The sequence below is a fragment of the Hyphomicrobium sp. DY-1 genome, assembly GCF_047497105.1.
Lineage (GTDB): Bacteria > Pseudomonadota > Alphaproteobacteria > Rhizobiales > Hyphomicrobiaceae > Hyphomicrobium_B.
In genome coordinates, this window is the sequence record NZ_CP134870.1 from 372,660 (window position 1) to 388,882 (window position 16,223).

Here is a 16,223-nt window from a genome sequence, read left to right on the forward strand (position 1 = left end):
CCTAACGTTCGATCGTGCCAGTGCGGCGAATCTTCCGTTGCAGCAAAAGAATTCCGTAGAGCAGTGCTTCCGCGGTCGGCGGGCAACCCGGCACGTAAACATCGACCGGAACGATGCGATCGCAGCCGCGGACGACGGCATAGGAATAATGATAGTAGCCGCCGCCGTTGGCGCAGCTCCCCATCGAAATGACGTACCGCGGCTCGGGCATCTGGTCATAGACCTTCCGCAGCGCGGGCGCCATTTTGTTGGTCAACGTACCGGCGACGATCATCACGTCGGACTGCCGGGGCGAGGCGCGGGGCGCAAAGCCGAAGCGCTCGACGTCGTAGCGGGGCATCGAGACTTGCATCATCTCGACCGCACAGCAGGCAAGGCCGAACGTCATCCACATCAACGAGCCGGTTCGCGCCCAATTGATAAGATCGTCGACGGTCGTGACGACAAAACCCTTGTCGGCCAGCTCGTTCGAGACGTCGGTGAAAAACGGATCGGCCGCCGGAGCGCCGGTCACCGCCGCGCCTTCGCGGGCGCGGTCAAAGGTTCGATCGAAGAGCAGGCCAGACGCGCCGTCGTCCTTCATTATCATTCCCATTCCAGCGCGCCCTTCTTCCATTCGTAGATGAAGCCGATGGTCAACACACCGAGGAAAACCATCATGGACCAGAAGCCGAAGACGCCGATTTCCTTGAAGGCGACTGCCCAGGGAAAGAGGAATGCGATCTCAAGATCGAAAATAATGAAGAGGATCGACACGAGGTAGAAGCGCACGTCGAATTTCATGCGGGCGTCGTCGAAGGCGTCAAAACCGCATTCGTAGGCCGAGACCTTCTCGGGATCAGGGTTGCGGACGGCGACGAGAAAGGGCGCGATCATCAGGGCGCCGCCGATCAGCAGAGCCACGCCGATAAAGATAGCTATCGGCAAATATTGCGTAGTCAGATCCATCATTGCAGTGCGTCCGCTTGCACGAAGTGTCCGAGCGCCTTCTGTGCGGTGTTAACTCACGCCGTCCTGCGGCGCAACACCCTGCTTCTGACCATGCCCTGAGCGAGAAACGCAGGACAAAACAGTTGCATCGCCCCGCATTGCCGGAAGCTTTTTTCGTTCGAACGCGATTGGAGGGCGTTGCAGTACGGGGTGATTGCAGACCCGATCACAATTATTAATACAATATTACTTTCTGCTGATAGCTATTCGGCGAGCATTGTTCTTTGCGCTTCGAGATCAGGCAAGATAACGAGCAGTGTTCAGCAACCATTCAGAGCCAGAGGTGTTTTCTGCTGCAAGTTCTCCAGGGAGAGATCCTCATGAAAACCTTGATTTATGCGCTCTCGACGATAGCCATTGTTGGCGTCACGCCGCTTTCGGCGCAGGCAGCGGACCTTGACGGATATAACGGCGGTTATGTCGAACGCGGTCCGGTGGTCGAAGGCCCTCCAGTACGGGAATATTATTATGACGGCCCCGTTGTGACCTACTACGACGGGCCCCGCTATTACCGACCCTATCCCTACTGGGCCGGCTATAATCCCTATCGTTATGGCTATTGGGGCGGCCGGCCGTACTATCGCGGCGGCTATTGGGGCCGCCATGGCGGTGGTTGGCGCGGTGGACACTGGGGTGGTCATCGCGGCTGGCGATAACCCCCTGCTCTCTTTCAAATATTCCGTTCGAGTTCATCCTGCGCGCTGATGGCAATCGGCGCGCAGATCGCTTTCTGCGTCAGGCGCCTCGCGACTGGATCGTTCGGCGGATTTGCGCGGGACCAATTTTGAGCTTTTGGGGGAGCGCGACCGCTGCGACGCAGGCGAATGAGCGCAATTTTACTGACAGCCTCGCTGTTGCCCCGACTCTTGGTTAGGGATGGCATATGATTTGGACTAACCATATTGCTCATCGGCGGGGCGCACGCGCGGGGCTGACCGGGGCGCGAGTGGCGTTCAACGCGGCTACCGTAGTGCTCGCCGCGTGCCTGCCGTTCCTTGCGGCCGGTCATAGCCAGGCGCAGCAATCCCCGCCCGGCGCGACGCATCCCTCGGCGGCAGCAGCGGCTGCAGCCGGGCAGATCGCGGACTTCTTCAGTGAGGTCGGAGATCAAATCTACGACGATTGCATCTTCGAACTCTCACAGGAGCAGATCGAGGTTCAGCAGGCTCTGATCGTGGCCTACATCAAGGCCGGCGCGAGCGCTGCCATGGCGCGAAAGCTCGCCGTGAAGCAAATTCATCCGCCGAAGTTGTCCGCAAAGTGCGAAGCCATCCGCCGTCTGCCGAAGGAACCAGGGCCGATCGCAAGCCTAGCGCCGACGGATGAGCCCGAAGCACCGCCGCCTCCCGTCGTGCCGAAAGCGCCCGCGAAGGTCCCGACCGGCCCGCCCATTTCCATCGCGAACAAGCGAACGCTTCCGCAGTGGGACTGCGCGCCTGGCGTCGATTTCGTCACCATTCAGCTCAACGGTTATCCGCGCAAGCTGACGGGCGGCGAAATCTGCAATCCGTTCGAGGATGTGATCCACGAGGTTCCGCCGACCGCCGGAACTTTCCGGCTCGGCTATACGATCCGGACCGGGCGCCTATTCGTAATCTCCAGCGATCCACGTTCGAACGGACAAACGATCGCGTGGGCGATTTCCGGCCGAGAGATGTGCCGAAACAATCCCGATCCTGATTGTCTTGCAACGCGCGCCGTCGGCCCGCTGCCGCCAGGCGAATACGCCTTCGGCTCGAACGATCCAAGCAAGCGCGTGACATGGGGGCCGAAGACCAAGCGGAACGTCGTCGGCATCTATCTCCGGAAGCTTTGGGACAAGGACAGGTTCACGCCGCGCCAGACGGCCGCCATTCTCGCGCGCGGGAACATCGCCATTCACGAGCGCCTCAAGGGCGAGATGTCGGAGGCCTGCCTCGGGCTGGAACCGAAGGGCTGGGCTTACGTCGCGTCATTGGTCAAGGCTGGCCGCGCGACGGGCGTCAACGCCTATATCGACGAGCCGTATCCTCAAGTCGCGGAAAACCCGCCGATCGTCGTCGCCTCGTCGTTCTCGCTCACGTCGCTGTTCAAATAGCGGCGCGAGTTCCTCAGCCTCACGACAATACGTAGCCAACGGGCTGAAGCTCGTCGGGCAGAGGCGACACGTCCAGAGAGCTGAGTATTTCGCGTTCCACGACGCGCACGAGCGCTTTGACCGGAAGGCTGTTGTCGGCGGGGGCGAACGGCTCGGCGAGGTCATCGCCGATCGCGTCGAGCCCGAAGAATGTGTAGCTTATGAAGGCCACGATGACGGGCGTTCCCCAGCCGAGTTGCGGGGCGAGCGCAAACGGCAGCAACACGCAAAAAAGATAGACCGTTCGGTGAATGAGAAGCGTATAGGCGAATGGCAGCGGCGTCGCCTTGATGCGTTCACAGGCAGCCTGAACGTTCGAGAGGCCATTCATACGGATGGCAGCAGACGAATAACGCCAATCCGATAGCTCTCCGGATTTATTCAGTGCAATCAGCTCCGCACCGACCTGCCTGAGAATGGCATCAGTCACGTTGGGGCCGGCGGATACCGTCGCGTCCCACGGGCGGGCTGCGGCCAGTTCATCCTCATCGCGAAGGCGCGCCGAGAGCGCATTGGCGAACGCGATCAAGGGCATGAAGATGCGGCGTTTGGCTTCCGTATCAAGGTCGGATAGCTCACGCATCAAAGACCGGACTTGAACGAGAAGCTCTCCCCATTGCTTGCGCCCTTCCCACCAGCGGTCATAAGCGGCGCTGTTCCGGAAGCTCATGAAGATCGAAATGGCAATGCCGATCAGGCCGAACGGCGCCGTGCCCAGATGAGACATCGGCTCCAGATGAAAATCGCCAGTAAAGACGACGACGCAGGCTAGCACCGTAATGAAAAGGCAGCGCCATGCGACACGGCCCGCGATGGATCCGCGGACGGCAAAGAGGATGTCGAAGAAGGAGGCTTTCGGTCGGACGATCAAAGAAAGGTTCTCTGCGCTGATTGTGTCGAGGGATTATTTTCTATGCGCCCGTTGGAGACTTATCAATTGGATTGCCGATCCTTCCTGACAACGTATTGCAGACGCTGACGGCCGTGGCACCTTTAGGCTACGCAGTCTATCGCGGCGTCGTCGCGGCAATGGCAAGCTCCAAATTCTTTGGGGAGATGTACCGTGAAACTCCATGCCGCCGTCGCGCTCTTGATGTTGTCGATGCCCTTCTCGGCTTCAGCCGAGGGCGCCGTTTGGACCTGCAAGCCAGTATGGCGCTTCAGCGGCATGGGCGAGAAAACCTACGAAGGATCGAGCACCAGTGAGACCGCAGCGAAGGAAGCTGCACGAAACGCGTGTGCTCTTGACAACCGCGAACTGGAACTGGACGACTTTTGTTTGCCTGACCCAGACAAGGGCGATTGGCATTGCAGTCAGGGCGCGCAACAAGCCAACGAGAGCAAACATGCAAACTAATCTCTGAGCTGTGCAGAGAGCCGCTCGCTCAGTGCAAATGCGTCAGGTCGTATAGAAGTTGCGGCACCGCAATCGGCGTCGGCAACACGTCGTCATCGGGATCGAGATCGCGCCAGACCTGAGGATCATTAGACGACTGAATCATTTTGTAGCTGTACCCCGTCTGGTACCAAGGCTTCAGGTCGTCCGTACGATTGTCGAGAATAAGGTCGCCGAATTTCGTTCTTGCAGTCAGAACCGCGTGCCCTTCTCCGTTCTCGATACGCACGACCGTCATCAACAGAGAGCTTGTCGGCCATCCCAGAGAAATTAAGATGTGGCGCTTGAGAAGAGCGTAATCCTCGCAGTCGCCCTTTCCGTCTTTCGGGATGGTCCAATAGTCCTCGATCCCGTAGTGCTCGATATCGGTCATCGGCGTGATCGCGCGGTTGATCCGGCGATTGACCTCGTCCAGCTGTTCAAGGCGCTTAGCCGATTCCGCAAAGCCATTTCCCGCTTTGCGGAGCACGCATTCGCTCGGAGACTCGGTGCAAAACCGGACGAACGCGGCGGGAGGAGCGACAGTTCCGTATTCTTCCAGAAAGAGATTTTGGATCACATGCTGCAGATGCGGCTGCGCCTCGCCTGCACATACGGCGGTCGCAGCCAGGGACGCAATCCATCCGGCGAAAACGATTTTGACAAAACGCATTGCGATAACACCGAGCCCGTTACACGCTCGAATGAAGATCAATATTGCACATTAATGGAGGGCTAAGATTATCGATCTTGCGCCGGAATCTCGGCCTAGCCAGTTGGCCTAGGAAACATGTGATGTCGGCGACCGACCGTTTTCGTTTTGCTCGCCGTCGCAATGCCCGCATTCGAATGCGAGACGCATCACCCTTCGACTGGCTGACGGAGACCTTCCGGATTGGCTGACGTGATGCGTCGCAGCACGGCTCCGTACGATTACGGAATGGCCGATATGTCGTTCCGCTCCGGGAACAGATTATGTGGGATGGTGTTCAATAATCGTCGATTATAGTTGTATTTGTTTCAATCATTCCCGCGCCAGGGAAATGGAGCCAATCTCATGTTTCGCATAGTGCGTATGATTTCCGTCGTCGCGAGCGCATCGGTGTTGGCGATGGGTTCGCTGATGTTTTCCAGCCAAGCTGAGGCGCGCGGTGGTCATGGAGGCCACTTCGGCGGTGGGCATTTTGGCGGCGGACATTTTGGCGGCGGACATTTCGGAGGCGGTCACTTCGGAGGCTTTGGCGGCCGACACTTCGGTGGACGTCACTTCGGTGGCTTCGGTGGCAGGCACTTCAGAGGACGGCACTTCGGGGGCTTTGGCGGTCGACATTTCGGGGGCCGCCATTTTGGCGGCAGGCACTTCGGCGGTCGACACTTCGGAGGCCGCCATTTTGGCAATAGAGGCTTTGCTCGGGGCAATCATTTCCGCGGATCGCATTTCGCGCGTGGACATCGTGGCGTCGGAAACCGCGGCTTCGCGAACCGGCACTTTCGAGGCAACAAGCAGTTCGCAAGCCACGGCCGCGCGCTTGCAGCAACCGGCCGTATGACACATGCCTTCGGTCGTCACGGCTACGGCCACCACTTCGCCCGCAACGGCTTCTGGCATAATCGCTACGCCTATGGCCGCTACGGGCGCTGGCATCGCGGCTGGGGCTACGGATGGTATGGCCCGGTATTCTGGCCGTACGCCTACGGGGACGCATTCGCTTTTGCGCTGTGGCCGTATGACTATTACGATCCGTTCTGGGATTATGGCTCAGACTGGATCCTGTCGAGCGTATTCTGGCCTGGTGGCGAACCCGGATATTACAATTACGGCGGCAGCTACGACTACGGCGATATCTATGGCGTAAACACGCCGCGCCGACGCTCGACTAGCGTCGCGAGTGCGTCCATTCCGGAGCCGCAGCGGCAGGACGCTTGCGGCAGCCTGGCTCCCGGCGTGGCTCAGTTGCCGGTTGCACGCATCCAGAAAGCTATTGCACCCACGACAGAGGACCAGCGTGTCGCGCTGAAGGACTTCGACACGGCGCTGACCAAAGGCGCTGACGTCATGAAGCAGGCTTGTCCCGCCGAGGCGCCGCTTACGCCTCCGGCCAAGCTCCAGGCCGTCACCCAACGGCTCACCGCCATGAAAACCGCGATTGGCGAAGTTCGTCCGTCGCTCGATAAGCTCTACAGTGCGCTGAGCGAGGACCAACAGCGGCGCTTCGATAAGGCTCTTCTGGCGTCGCAACCGAAAGGCAAGTCAGCCAACAAGGCCGCAGGTCTCGACGTGGCGAAGCTATGCGGCGACCGCGGACCGGCGTTTGCCGATCTGCCCGCTGACCAGATCGAACGGGCGATCAACTTGGATGACACCCAGCGCGGTAAGCTCGATGCTCTGAAGACAGCATCGACGAAAGCGGCGGATATCTCCAAGGGCGGCTGTATCTCGACGATGCCGACGACCGTCGGCGGGCGCCTCGATGCGGTCGAGAAACGGGTCGATGCGCTGTTGCAGGCGACGAACGAGCTTCAACCCGCCGTCGATGACTTCTATGCGTCCCTCTCCGACGAGCAGAAAGCCCGCTTCAACTCCATCGGCGTAGCGACGGCTCAGTCGTCGCCGGGATCGCCACCTGCGAGCAGCACCGGATCGAGCAGCGGCGAGGCGGGCACGCAATCCCCAGCGTCGAAGTAAAAAGAAAGGCAGCAAGCCGATTAAGTGCCGTCGTCCATCGCTAATGGGCGGCGGCACAAATCGTTTGGGCTTCCGCCGGTTCGGCTAAACGCGATTTTCTAAAGCGCCGATTTCCTGAATGTCGAGATCACGTTCGAGCGAATGCAGCGTTTCATCATCAATGTCGCCAGCGCGATGCAAACGCATCAGCTCGCTGCGTCCGGCAGCGACGGCTGCCAGGATGACATCGAAATGTGCATTGATCCGATCTGTGTGTGCGCTTTCGTTGCCCGTGTAAATCGCGGCTACCGCGGCGCGACGCGTATACCTTTCGAGTAGTTGCGGATGAACGAGGTTGCCCTCGCCATCGTAAGCTAGCTTTTCGACGGCGTTCTTCTGCGCCACGATCATCGCCTCTTCGGCCTGAGATGCCGATAGTCTCGCGTGAGGCGTTTCATCTTCCTTGAGACCGAGCAGGCGGATGAGAGCGCCGAGCGTCGTTCCCTGCAGGAGCACCGTAACGAGGATCACCGCAAACGCCGTCACCAGCATGAAGTCGCGGCCCGGCACGGCATCTGGGAGCGTCAGCGCGACTGCGAGCGTAACGACGCCGCGCATGCCCGCCCATCCGAGAACGGTCGCTGCCGGTGCGCCGAGCGGCCGGGCGCGTTTGACGCCCAGGCTTCGCAGCACCCAAAGGATGGCATCGCTGCCGAAGATCCACGCGAACCTCGCAACCGTCATCGCCAGTACGATGACCAAGACCGGGACGGCCATTTGCGCCAGAACGACGTCAATGCCACCGACGCGGTCGAGGACGCCGCGCAGCGATAATCCGATCAGGATGAAAATGAAGGCTTCGAAGATGAAGACCATCACCTGCCAGAATGCACCGGCGCGCATGCGGATGCTGGCTGAAAATACCGTGTGCTGAAACCAGCCGAACAGAAGCCCGGCGGTGACCGTTGCGATGACGCCGGACACATGCACGGCTTCGGCAGAAATGTAGGCCGCCCAGCACAGCAGGATTGATGCGGCGATCGTCAGATAGTCGTCGCCGAGCCGCCGCAGCAGGAGCATCCAAAGGCCGCCCATGCCCGCGCCGACCGCGACGCCACCCAGCGCCAGCACGAAGAACTGTCCGGCTGCCGCTCCAGCAGAGAACGTGCCGGTCAACACGGCCGCGACGGCGAACCGGAAAAGCACGAGCCCGGTTGCGTCATTCAGAAGACTTTCGCCTTCGAGCAGCGTCGAGAGCCTGCGCGGCAGCTTCACGGTTTGCAGAACGGCCCGCGCCGAGACGGCGTCCGGCGGCGACACGATAGCGCCAAGCGCGAAACAGGCGGCCCACGGCATGTTCGGCACCAGCCAGTGCGTGACAACGCCAACGACGAGTGTCGTGAAAATCACGGCGCCGATGGCGAGAGACAGGACGCCGGCTATGTGCCTGCGGAATTCGGCGTGCGCCGTAAAATAGGCGCCGTCCATCAGCAACGGCGGAAGGAACAGCACGAGCACGAGTTCGGGATCGAGTTCGAAGACCGGCAGCCCCGGAATGAACGCCATTGCACCGCCGCCGATCAAAAGCGCCACAGCGGGAGGCAGTTTCAGACGCAGCGCGACCCAGTGGAGCGCGAGGATGGCGAGCAGCATCGTGAAGATGAGTTCGAAGACTTGGACGGGATGCATGCGGTTCAAGTTCTCCAATCGTGCGTGCGCCTGCCAGGTAAGGTGCCCCCTGTAGCTGATGGGCGCGCATTTGTGTAGTTTCGACCCCTGAGACAAACGGGTTGGGCCTGCGCCAGGGCGGGCGCCTACCGATACAAGGAACATCGACCATGGAAGAAAAGAAACTCGACGTCCTGCAGCCCGTCGACGACACAGCTATTCGGCTCGGCAAGACACTTGTGCGGAGCGCCCGCTATGGCGCACTGGGAACGCTCGATCCGCTCGACGGCTCGCCGTCGGTGAGCCGCGTCAGCCTTGCCACCGCTATGGATGGCGCGCCGATATTTCTTATTTCCCGGCTCTCGTCCCATTGCACCAACTTGATGGGTGACGGGAAATGCTCATTGCTCGTCGGCGAACCCGGCAAGGGCGATCCCCTAGCCCATCCGCGCATGACGCTGATCGGCACGGCTAAACAGGTTCCCGCAGGCGCCGAACTCACGCTTTATCGCAGTCGCTATCTCAGGCGGAATCCGAAGGCGGCGCTTTACGTCGACTTTCCGGATTTTTCGTTCTGGCGTTTCGAGACGGCGCGCGCATCTTTGAACGGGGGCTTCGGCAAGGCCTACGCGATGAAAGCTGCCGATCTTGCGACGTCACTCGATGGCGTCGAGGCGTTGGCCGACATGGAAGATGGTGCCGTCTCACATATGAATTCCGATCATCTCCCCGCGATAGAGCGTTATGCGGCGAAGATCGGCGAGGAACCGGGCGGCTGGAAGCTTTCGACGCTCGATCCCGAGGGTCTGGACCTCGCCTCCGGCGACCGCGCCGCGCGGTTGTGGTTCGACCGCCCGCTTTCCTCGGCTGCGGAACTGAGGCCGGTGCTCGTGGCGCTGGCAAAAGAAACGCCCAGTTCTGCCTGAGACGCCATTCGGCCTGGCGGTATGCCGACCCATTTTTGGTATTGCGAGTGGGAATTCGTGTTGCGGTGGCTGTAAATCGGCCACCGTCGAAGCCATCATCAGAAAACCGTTTATCGGACTGATAAATGGCGCGAGAGACGGGACTTGAACCCGCGGCCTCCGCCGTGACAGGGCGGCGCTCTAACCAACTGAGCTACTCCCGCAATCCAGATGCGCAGAGCATCGATGCGAGCGGTCGAGATACGTGTTCGCGGCGTCCAAGTCAAGCGGCCGGTTGATAGAATTTGGATGCGCTCACAGCGCTTCCAACCGATTGAAACTCAGGCGCAAGTCGACAGAACAAAGGCCGCACGCTCGGCAACGGACAGGCGCGGCAAGGTGACCAATTCATAGCCCAACCCAGTATAGACGTCGGCCATGGCGTGGTAGGTGGCTTCCGCCTCCTCAATCGTCTGCTTGCGTTCGGAATCCTGGGTGAAAATTTCGGGCCAGGGCGGCGCTATGAAAACGCGATCATTATAACGAAACATTTCTGCAGCGCGCTGCACCTGCGACGGTACCGGTAAGCCAGAAAGTTGCAGATAGCCGATGACGTCCGGGATACCGCGGTCGAAGAAGACAATTCCTGTTTCGGCAGCCGCTTGAGCTTCGCGATAGGAGCGCAGATCCCAACTCAGCATGAGATCGGCAAATGCGTTTTGATCCGCCCACGGGAGTGCCGCGCCGCCGATCGCTACCTGGTCGCGAATGATACCCCGTCCTGCTTCCGGCATGGTTCGAAAGCCGGCGTCGGCCAAGGCCGCCGCCAGCGAACTTTTACCGGAGCCAGGTCCGCCCGTAACGATTACCAGACGTGATCCGATTTTCGCCGTTTGCGCCATGTGCTCAGGTTCGGCCGATGAAATCGCGCTTACCGATCTCAATGCCATTGTGGCGCAGGATGTCGTAGGCAGTAGTGCAGTGGAAATAGAAGTTCGGGAACGCGACGTGGAGCAGGTATTCGCGTCCCGTCATCGTCACGTCCTGGCCGCCAGTCTTGATCGTCAATTCCCGCGTGTCTGCGCCTTCAAACTGCTCAGGCTTGTAAGCCGCGAGAAGCGCCTGGATCTTTCCGATGCGCGCCTTGAGTTCCGGCAGTGTTGTCTCGACGTCGGGAAAGCTCGGCACCTCTACGCCAGCGAGGCGCGCCGGCGCGGCTTTGGCGAAGTCAGTCGCGAGCTGAACCTGACGCGTCAGGTTGAACATATCGGGAAACAGACGCGAGCCGAGATAAACTGCAAAGTCGATCTTCTTCGCGGCCGCCTGCTCTGCGGCCTTGTCGAGGAACGCTTCAAGCGCTGAGAGCTGCTTCTGAAAAGTCTGGACGGCGATGTCGTACAATGAGAGAGCCATTGTGTTTCCTCCTTCTAAAGTTCGGTTGTACCGAACTAACGTATTGCAATTGATCGGCGGCAGCAAGGCATGCGTCAGCTGCGCTAAGTTCGCGCCAGCGTCTACGCACGCTTATTTCTTGGGGATTGGCGAAGTGGGATGCCGCCGTCTCACAGGCCTGTCGCCTGGAACGAAGCAATGGTGGGCGGTGAGAGGGTCGAACTCCCGACATCCTCGGTGTAAACGAGGCGCTCTACCACTGAGCTAACCGCCCGACGCGCCCTTGCTAGTCTGTCTGCAAAAGGCTGTCAAAACAAACACGCGCGCCACTTTCGCGGCGCGCGTGGAAAAGTGTACCGCGGCTTAGTTGATGTTCAGCGCGTCTTTCAGGCCCTTGGCCGGCGTGAACTTCGGCACGCGTGAAGCCGGGATCTGGATCGTTTTGCCGGTCGCCGGATTGCGGCCTTCGCGCGCCTTACGGGCAGCGACCTTGAACGTGCCGAAATCCGGGATGCGCACTTCATGGCCGTCCTTCATCGCGGCACGAATGTGGGCGAGAACGGCATCAACAACGCCACTCGCCTTCTCCTTCGTCAGCTCGCAATCACGGGCAACGGCATCAATCAAATCTTTCTTGCTCATCTCGTCTTTCCTCTAATGTGGGAGGTGGGGCTTCGGCGCGTGGGCTCGAAGCCCGAGGCGGCCATTTCGGGGAGAAGCGGGCCGCGCATGAAGGGCTAGAAGCGCTCAATCGCCCCGGTCGTCAAGCGGAAAACGCCCGTATTTCCGGACAAAAGCGCATCCTAATGCTCATTCAGCCCAGAACAAAATGCCCCTGCGCGGCAACCGAGCAGGGGCATTCCTTAACGTAAATTTACGCTTATCCGACGAAGGTCAGTGCGCGGTAATTCGCGCACCGCCTTTGGCCGCTTCTTTGGCTTCCAGAGCCTCAGCTTCCGCAGCTTCGTCCCACGTGATGGGCTCCGGCACACGGACGAGTGCGACCTTCAGAACTTCGTCGAGACGCGAGACCGGGATGATGTCCATCTTGGTCTGCACTTCCGACGGAATTTCCGCGAGATCCTTGCGGTTCTCCTCGGGAATGATGACCGTCTTGATGCCGCCACGGAGAGCCGCGAGCAGTTTCTCTTTCAGTCCACCGATCGGCAGCACGCGACCGCGCAGCGTGATCTCGCCCGTCATCGCGACGTCCTTGCGGACGGGGATGCCGGTCAGAACCGAGATGATCGCCGTCGTCATGGCGATGCCTGCGGACGGTCCATCCTTCGGCGTTGCGCCTTCCGGCACGTGCACGTGGATGTCGCGCTTTTCGAAGAGCGACGGATGGATGCCGAAATCAACCGAGTGCGAGCGCACGTAGGCGTTCGCGGCCTGGATCGACTCCTTCATCACGTCACGGAGGTTGCCCGTGACGGTCATCCTGCCCTTGCCCGGCATCATAACGCCTTCGATCGTGAGCAGCTCGCCACCGACTTCCGTCCAGGCCAAGCCGGTGACGATACCGACCTGATCCTCAAGCTCAGCTTCACCGAAGCGGTACTTCGGCACGCCGAGGAAGTCGTGAACGTTCTCCGCGGTGACGACGATCGAGGTCTTCGACGACGTCAGGATTTCCTTCACGGCCTTGCGGGCGAGCTTGGCGATTTCGCGTTCGAGCGAACGCACACCGGCTTCACGCGTGTAGCGGCGAATGACTTCCTTCACTGCATCGTCTTCGACCGTCCACTCGCCCTGCTCGAGCCCGTGAGCGCCGTACTGCTCAGGGATCAAGTGGCGCTTGGCGATCTCAAGCTTCTCGTCTTCCGTGTAACCCGCGAGCCGAATGATCTCCATGCGGTCCATAAGGGCCGCGGGGATGTTCAGCGTGTTGGCCGTCGTCACGAACATCACGTTCGAGAGATCGTAGTCGACCTCAAGATAGTGATCGTTGAAGGACTGGTTCTGTTCCGGATCGAGCACCTCGAGCAGAGCCGCCGCAGGGTCGCCGCGGAAGTCCTGGCCCATCTTGTCGATCTCGTCCAAGAGGAAGAGCGGGTTTGTCCGCTTTGCCTTCTTCATGGACTGGATGACCTTGCCGGGCATCGAGCCGATGTAGGTGCGGCGATGGCCGCGGATTTCCGCTTCGTCACGGACGCCGCCCAGCGACATGCGCACGAACTCACGGCCGGTCGCGTTAGCGATCGACTTGCCCAGAGACGTCTTACCGACGCCCGGAGGACCGACGAGGCACAGGATCGGCCCCTTGAGCTTGTTCGTCCGCGCCTGCACGGCGAGGTACTCAAGGATGCGTTCCTTGACCTTCTCCAGGCCATAGTGCTCCTGGTCGAGAACCTGCTGAGCTTCGGCGATGTCCTTCTTGACCTTGCCCTTGATCCCCCACGGGATCGACAGCAGCCAATCAAGATAGTTGCGCACGACCGTCGCTTCGGCCGACATCGGCGACATCTGCTTGAGCTTCTTCAGCTCAGCGAGCGCCTTGTCCTTGGCTTCCTTCGACAGCTTGGTGTTCTCGATCTTTTCCTCGAACTCGGCGATGTCGTCGCGCTCGTCGGAATCGCCCAGCTCCTTCTGAATGGCCTTCATCTGCTCATTCAGATAGTACTCGCGCTGCGTCTTCTCCATCTGGCGCTTGACGCGCGAACGGATCTTACGCTCGACCTGGAGAACCGAGATCTCGCTTTCCATCAGCGTGTAGACACGCTCAAGCCGCTCGGAAATGCTGGCGGTTTCAAGCACGTCCTGCTTGTCGGAGATTTTGACGGCGAGATGCGAGGCAATCGTGTCTGCGAGCTTCGCGTAATCCTCGATCTGGCCAACGTTGCTCAAGACCTCGGGCGAGACCTTCTTGTTGAGCTTCACGTAGCTTTCGAACTGGGTCACGACGGAACGCGCCAGCGCTTCGAGTTCGTCCTTAGCGCCGGGTACTTCAGCGACGCGCTCGACCTCAGCTTCGAAATAGTTGGCGTTCGGCGTGTAGCGCGTGATCTTGGCGCGCGCATTGCCTTCGACGAGGACTTTCACCGTCCCGTCGGGAAGCTTCAAAAGTTGCAGAACCGATGCGAGCGTGCCGATCTCGTAGATGGCATCCGGCGCCGGATCATCATCGCTGGCGTTCTTTTGCGCGGCGAGCAGAATTTGCTTGTCGGCGCGCATGACCTCTTCAAGGGCCGCGATCGACTTCTCGCGCCCGACAAAGAGGGGGACGACCATGTAGGGAAAAACGACGATATCTCGGAGCGGCAGAACCGGGAACAGCTCTTTTCCGCCGGCTTTTTCCTTGGTCTTTTTGTCTTCGCTCATTTCACTACCTATTCGCCGTGCACCGAAGGTCTGTCATATCCTACCGGTACATTCCACACCCGTTCCACTTTAGGAGCCACGCGTCCCGCCCCTTTTTGTGGCGACGGTTCTGCATGCTCGTGAGCGCGAGCGCGGGGTGAGACCCAAGCCCTAGACACCGGTTTTCGGAGAAATACGGCTGGCTGCTTGACGCCACTCCCTCCGAACAAATGGGGACCAGCGCCCCGCAAACAAGTCCCGGGGCAGTGCCCCGGGAAAGCGTTAATTGTCGCGACGGCTCAGGCTGTCGAGCCCTTCTCTTCCGCGCGTTCCGTGTAGATCCGCAGTGGCTTCGCCGAGCCCTCAACGATTTCCGGTCCGATCACGACCTCCTCGACGCCCTTAAGCGTCGGCAGGTCGTACATCGTGTCGAGCAGGATGCCCTCCATGATGGACCGCAGGCCACGTGCACCGGTCTTGCGCTCGATGGCCTTGCGCGAAATCGCCTTCAGAGCATCAAGCGTGATCGTCAGCTTGACGTCTTCCATCTCGAACAAGCGCTGGTACTGCTTGACGATGGCGTTCTTCGGCTCAGTCAGGATTTGAACGAGCGCCGACTCGTCGAGATCTTCCAGCGTTGCGATGACCGGCAGACGGCCGATGAATTCCGGGATCAAGCCGAACTTCAGCAGATCTTCCGGCTCGACGTTGCGCAGGATCTCGCCCGTGCGGCGTTCGTCCGGACCGCTGACGCGGGCCTGGAAGCCGATCGAGGAACCCTTGCCACGACGCGAGATGATCTTCTCCAAGCCGGCGAACGCGCCGCCGCAGATGAAGAGGATGTTCGTCGTGTCGACCTGCAGGAATTCCTGCTGCGGGTGCTTGCGGCCGCCCTGCGGAGGAACCGACGCAACGGTTCCTTCCATGATCTTCAGAAGCGCCTGCTGCACGCCTTCGCCCGAGACATCCCGCGTGATCGATGGGTTGTCGGACTTGCGGCTGATCTTGTCGACCTCGTCGATGTAGACGATGCCGCGCTGCGCCCGCTCGACGTTGTAGTCAGCAGCCTGCAGCAATTTCAGGATGATGTTCTCGACGTCCTCGCCGACGTAGCCGGCTTCGGTGAGCGTCGTGGCGTCTGCCATCGTGAACGGAACATCCAGGATACGCGCCAGCGTTTGCGCGAGCAGCGTCTTGCCCGAACCCGTCGGTCCGACGAGCAGGATATTCGACTTCGCCAACTCCACGTCGTTGTTCTTCGAAGCGTGGTTCAGGCGCTTGTAATGGTTATGGACGGCGACAGAGAGAACGCGCTTGGCATGGTTCTGGCCAATGACGTAGCTGTCGAGCACGCCGCAAATCTCCTGCGGAGTCGGAACGCCGTCGCGGGATTTGACGAGGGTGTTCTTGTTCTCCTCGCGGATGATGTCCATGCAAAGTTCGACGCATTCATCGCAGATGAATACTGTCGGGCCAGCAATCAGTTTGCGGACCTCATGCTGGCTCTTGCCGCAGAAAGAGCAGTAGAGAGTGTTCTTCTCTTGAGCCATTTGTTCTCACCTTCCGTGCAAGACCCACCAACGCGATGTTCTTGCTTTGGCCCGCTTTTCACGCTCGGCGCTGAGCCGATTCTGCGGCGACGTGAACTCCATAGCCAATCTGAGCACGCTATCGTTCAGCAGATCAAGATTGGATTAATGGAGCCTACCCGGCCACAGCTCGCAAGCGGCGCTATTGCCACAGTTGATAAACGAGCTGGCAACACCGGCGATTCAATCCGAGCATTTACCTAAACTCACACGCTGATGTGCA

16 protein-coding genes and 2 tRNA genes are annotated in these 16,223 nt (G+C 60.0%); 5 read left to right on the plus strand and 13 right to left on the minus strand.

The features are described 5' to 3' along the window. Nucleotide 1: 1 nt before the first annotated feature. Nucleotides 2-595 carry a NuoB/complex I 20 kDa subunit family protein gene (locus RLW41_RS01730; protein WP_414463223.1) on the minus strand — a complete coding sequence of 198 codons (594 nt, stop codon included), beginning with the start codon at nt 593-595 and terminating at the stop codon, nt 2-4. Then, nucleotides 586-951, minus strand: a complete 366-nt coding sequence (locus RLW41_RS01735) for an NADH-quinone oxidoreductase subunit A (RefSeq protein ID WP_013948518.1) — start codon at nt 949-951, stop codon at nt 586-588. Before RLW41_RS01735 ends, RLW41_RS01730 begins: the two co-directional genes overlap by 10 nt. Nucleotides 952-1,310: 359 nt before the next feature. Here RLW41_RS01735 and RLW41_RS01740 point away from each other — a divergent pair, with 359 nt between their 5' ends. Continuing rightward, the gene (locus RLW41_RS01740; RefSeq protein ID WP_414463224.1) at nt 1,311-1,646 is read left to right on the plus strand and encodes a hypothetical protein; all 336 of its coding nucleotides are present in this window, start codon (nt 1,311-1,313) and stop codon (nt 1,644-1,646) included. Between the two features lie 227 nt (nt 1,647-1,873). Then, complete coding sequence (locus RLW41_RS01745; RefSeq protein ID WP_414463225.1) at nt 1,874-3,067, plus strand: DUF2778 domain-containing protein; 1,194 nt, start codon at nt 1,874-1,876, stop codon at nt 3,065-3,067. Nucleotides 3,068-3,086: 19 nt separating this feature from the next. Here RLW41_RS01745 and RLW41_RS01750 read toward each other — a convergent pair whose 3' ends face one another. Next, nucleotides 3,087-3,977 (minus strand): bestrophin family protein, encoded by an 891-nt coding sequence (locus RLW41_RS01750; RefSeq protein WP_414463226.1) that lies wholly within the window; start codon nt 3,975-3,977, stop codon nt 3,087-3,089. A 192-nt stretch (nt 3,978-4,169) separates the two neighbouring features. On the opposite strand from RLW41_RS01750, the gene RLW41_RS01755 reads away from it, so the two are divergent. Continuing rightward, nucleotides 4,170-4,463, plus strand: a complete 294-nt coding sequence (locus RLW41_RS01755; RefSeq protein ID WP_414463227.1) for a hypothetical protein — start codon at nt 4,170-4,172, stop codon at nt 4,461-4,463. Between the two features lie 28 nt (nt 4,464-4,491). Here the strand turns inward: RLW41_RS01755 and RLW41_RS01760 are convergent, their stop codons facing one another. Then, nucleotides 4,492-5,154 carry a transglutaminase-like cysteine peptidase gene (locus RLW41_RS01760; protein WP_414463228.1) on the minus strand — a complete coding sequence of 221 codons (663 nt, stop codon included), beginning with the start codon at nt 5,152-5,154 and terminating at the stop codon, nt 4,492-4,494. Between the two features lie 351 nt (nt 5,155-5,505). Then, nucleotides 5,506-6,051: a hypothetical protein gene (locus tag RLW41_RS01765; RefSeq protein ID WP_414463229.1), complete on the minus strand. Its 546-nt coding sequence runs from the start codon at nt 6,049-6,051 to the stop codon at nt 5,506-5,508. Between RLW41_RS01765 and RLW41_RS01770 the strand changes: the two genes are divergently transcribed. Further along, nucleotides 6,028-7,167 (plus strand): Spy/CpxP family protein refolding chaperone, encoded by a 1,140-nt coding sequence (locus RLW41_RS01770; protein ID WP_409560611.1) that lies wholly within the window; start codon nt 6,028-6,030, stop codon nt 7,165-7,167. The genes RLW41_RS01765 and RLW41_RS01770 overlap by 24 nt on opposite strands. An 84-nt stretch (nt 7,168-7,251) precedes the next feature. On the opposite strand, the gene RLW41_RS01775 is transcribed toward RLW41_RS01770, so the two are convergent. After that, entirely contained in the window at nt 7,252-8,835 is a 1,584-nt protein-coding gene (locus RLW41_RS01775; protein WP_414463230.1) for a Na+/H+ antiporter, read from the minus strand. 149 nt (nt 8,836-8,984) lie between these two features. Between RLW41_RS01775 and RLW41_RS01780 the strand changes: the two genes are divergently transcribed. Then, nucleotides 8,985-9,740: a HugZ family protein gene (locus tag RLW41_RS01780; protein WP_414463231.1), complete on the plus strand. Its 756-nt coding sequence runs from the start codon at nt 8,985-8,987 to the stop codon at nt 9,738-9,740. 126 nt (nt 9,741-9,866) lie between these two features. Here RLW41_RS01780 and RLW41_RS01785 read toward each other — a convergent pair. The 7 genes from RLW41_RS01785 to clpX form a co-directional block, all read right to left on the minus strand. Further along, a tRNA-Asp gene (locus RLW41_RS01785) sits at nt 9,867-9,943 on the minus strand. 117 nt (nt 9,944-10,060) lie between these two features. After that, a complete protein-coding gene (locus RLW41_RS01790; RefSeq protein ID WP_414464640.1) occupies nt 10,061-10,621 on the minus strand; it encodes an AAA family ATPase in 561 nt (186 codons plus the stop codon). Nucleotides 10,622-10,625: 4 nt separating this feature from the next. Then, complete coding sequence (locus tag RLW41_RS01795; protein ID WP_414463232.1) at nt 10,626-11,132, minus strand: DUF1993 domain-containing protein; 507 nt, start codon at nt 11,130-11,132, stop codon at nt 10,626-10,628. A 178-nt stretch (nt 11,133-11,310) separates the two neighbouring features. Continuing rightward, nucleotides 11,311-11,385, minus strand: a tRNA-Val gene (locus RLW41_RS01800). An 89-nt stretch (nt 11,386-11,474) separates the two neighbouring features. Beyond that, entirely contained in the window at nt 11,475-11,753 is a 279-nt protein-coding gene (locus RLW41_RS01805; protein WP_013948531.1) for an HU family DNA-binding protein, read from the minus strand. 252 nt (nt 11,754-12,005) lie between these two features. Then, complete coding sequence (gene lon / locus RLW41_RS01810; RefSeq protein WP_414463233.1) at nt 12,006-14,432, minus strand: endopeptidase La; 2,427 nt, start codon at nt 14,430-14,432, stop codon at nt 12,006-12,008. Nucleotides 14,433-14,710: 278 nt separating this feature from the next. Then, nucleotides 14,711-15,961 (minus strand): ATP-dependent Clp protease ATP-binding subunit ClpX, encoded by a 1,251-nt coding sequence (gene clpX / locus RLW41_RS01815; protein ID WP_013948534.1) that lies wholly within the window; start codon nt 15,959-15,961, stop codon nt 14,711-14,713. Nucleotides 15,962-16,223: the final 262 nt, after the last annotated feature.

Bases quoted from the DNA above. Each gene is read 5' to 3' on its own strand.
- RLW41_RS01795 (WP_414463232.1), bottom strand. From the start codon at position 11,132: ATGGCTCTCTCATTGTACGACATCGCCGTCCAGACTTTTCAGAAGCAG.
- RLW41_RS01745 (WP_414463225.1), top strand. From the start codon at position 1,874: ATGATTTGGACTAACCATATTGCTCATCGGCGGGGCGCACGCGCGGGG.
- RLW41_RS01730 (WP_414463223.1), bottom strand. From the start codon at position 595: ATGGGAATGATAATGAAGGACGACGGCGCGTCTGGCCTGCTCTTCGAT.
- RLW41_RS01770 (WP_409560611.1), top strand. From the start codon at position 6,028: ATGACACATGCCTTCGGTCGTCACGGCTACGGCCACCACTTCGCCCGC.
- RLW41_RS01760 (WP_414463228.1), bottom strand. From the start codon at position 5,154: ATGCGTTTTGTCAAAATCGTTTTCGCCGGATGGATTGCGTCCCTGGCT.
- lon (WP_414463233.1), bottom strand. From the start codon at position 14,432: ATGAGCGAAGACAAAAAGACCAAGGAAAAAGCCGGCGGAAAAGAGCTG.
- RLW41_RS01805 (WP_013948531.1), bottom strand. From the start codon at position 11,753: ATGAGCAAGAAAGATTTGATTGATGCCGTTGCCCGTGATTGCGAGCTG.
- RLW41_RS01790 (WP_414464640.1), bottom strand. From the start codon at position 10,621: ATGGCGCAAACGGCGAAAATCGGATCACGTCTGGTAATCGTTACGGGC.
- RLW41_RS01775 (WP_414463230.1), bottom strand. From the start codon at position 8,835: ATGCATCCCGTCCAAGTCTTCGAACTCATCTTCACGATGCTGCTCGCC.
- RLW41_RS01780 (WP_414463231.1), top strand. From the start codon at position 8,985: ATGGAAGAAAAGAAACTCGACGTCCTGCAGCCCGTCGACGACACAGCT.
- RLW41_RS01740 (WP_414463224.1), top strand. From the start codon at position 1,311: ATGAAAACCTTGATTTATGCGCTCTCGACGATAGCCATTGTTGGCGTC.
- clpX (WP_013948534.1), bottom strand. From the start codon at position 15,961: ATGGCTCAAGAGAAGAACACTCTCTACTGCTCTTTCTGCGGCAAGAGC.
- RLW41_RS01735 (WP_013948518.1), bottom strand. From the start codon at position 951: ATGATGGATCTGACTACGCAATATTTGCCGATAGCTATCTTTATCGGC.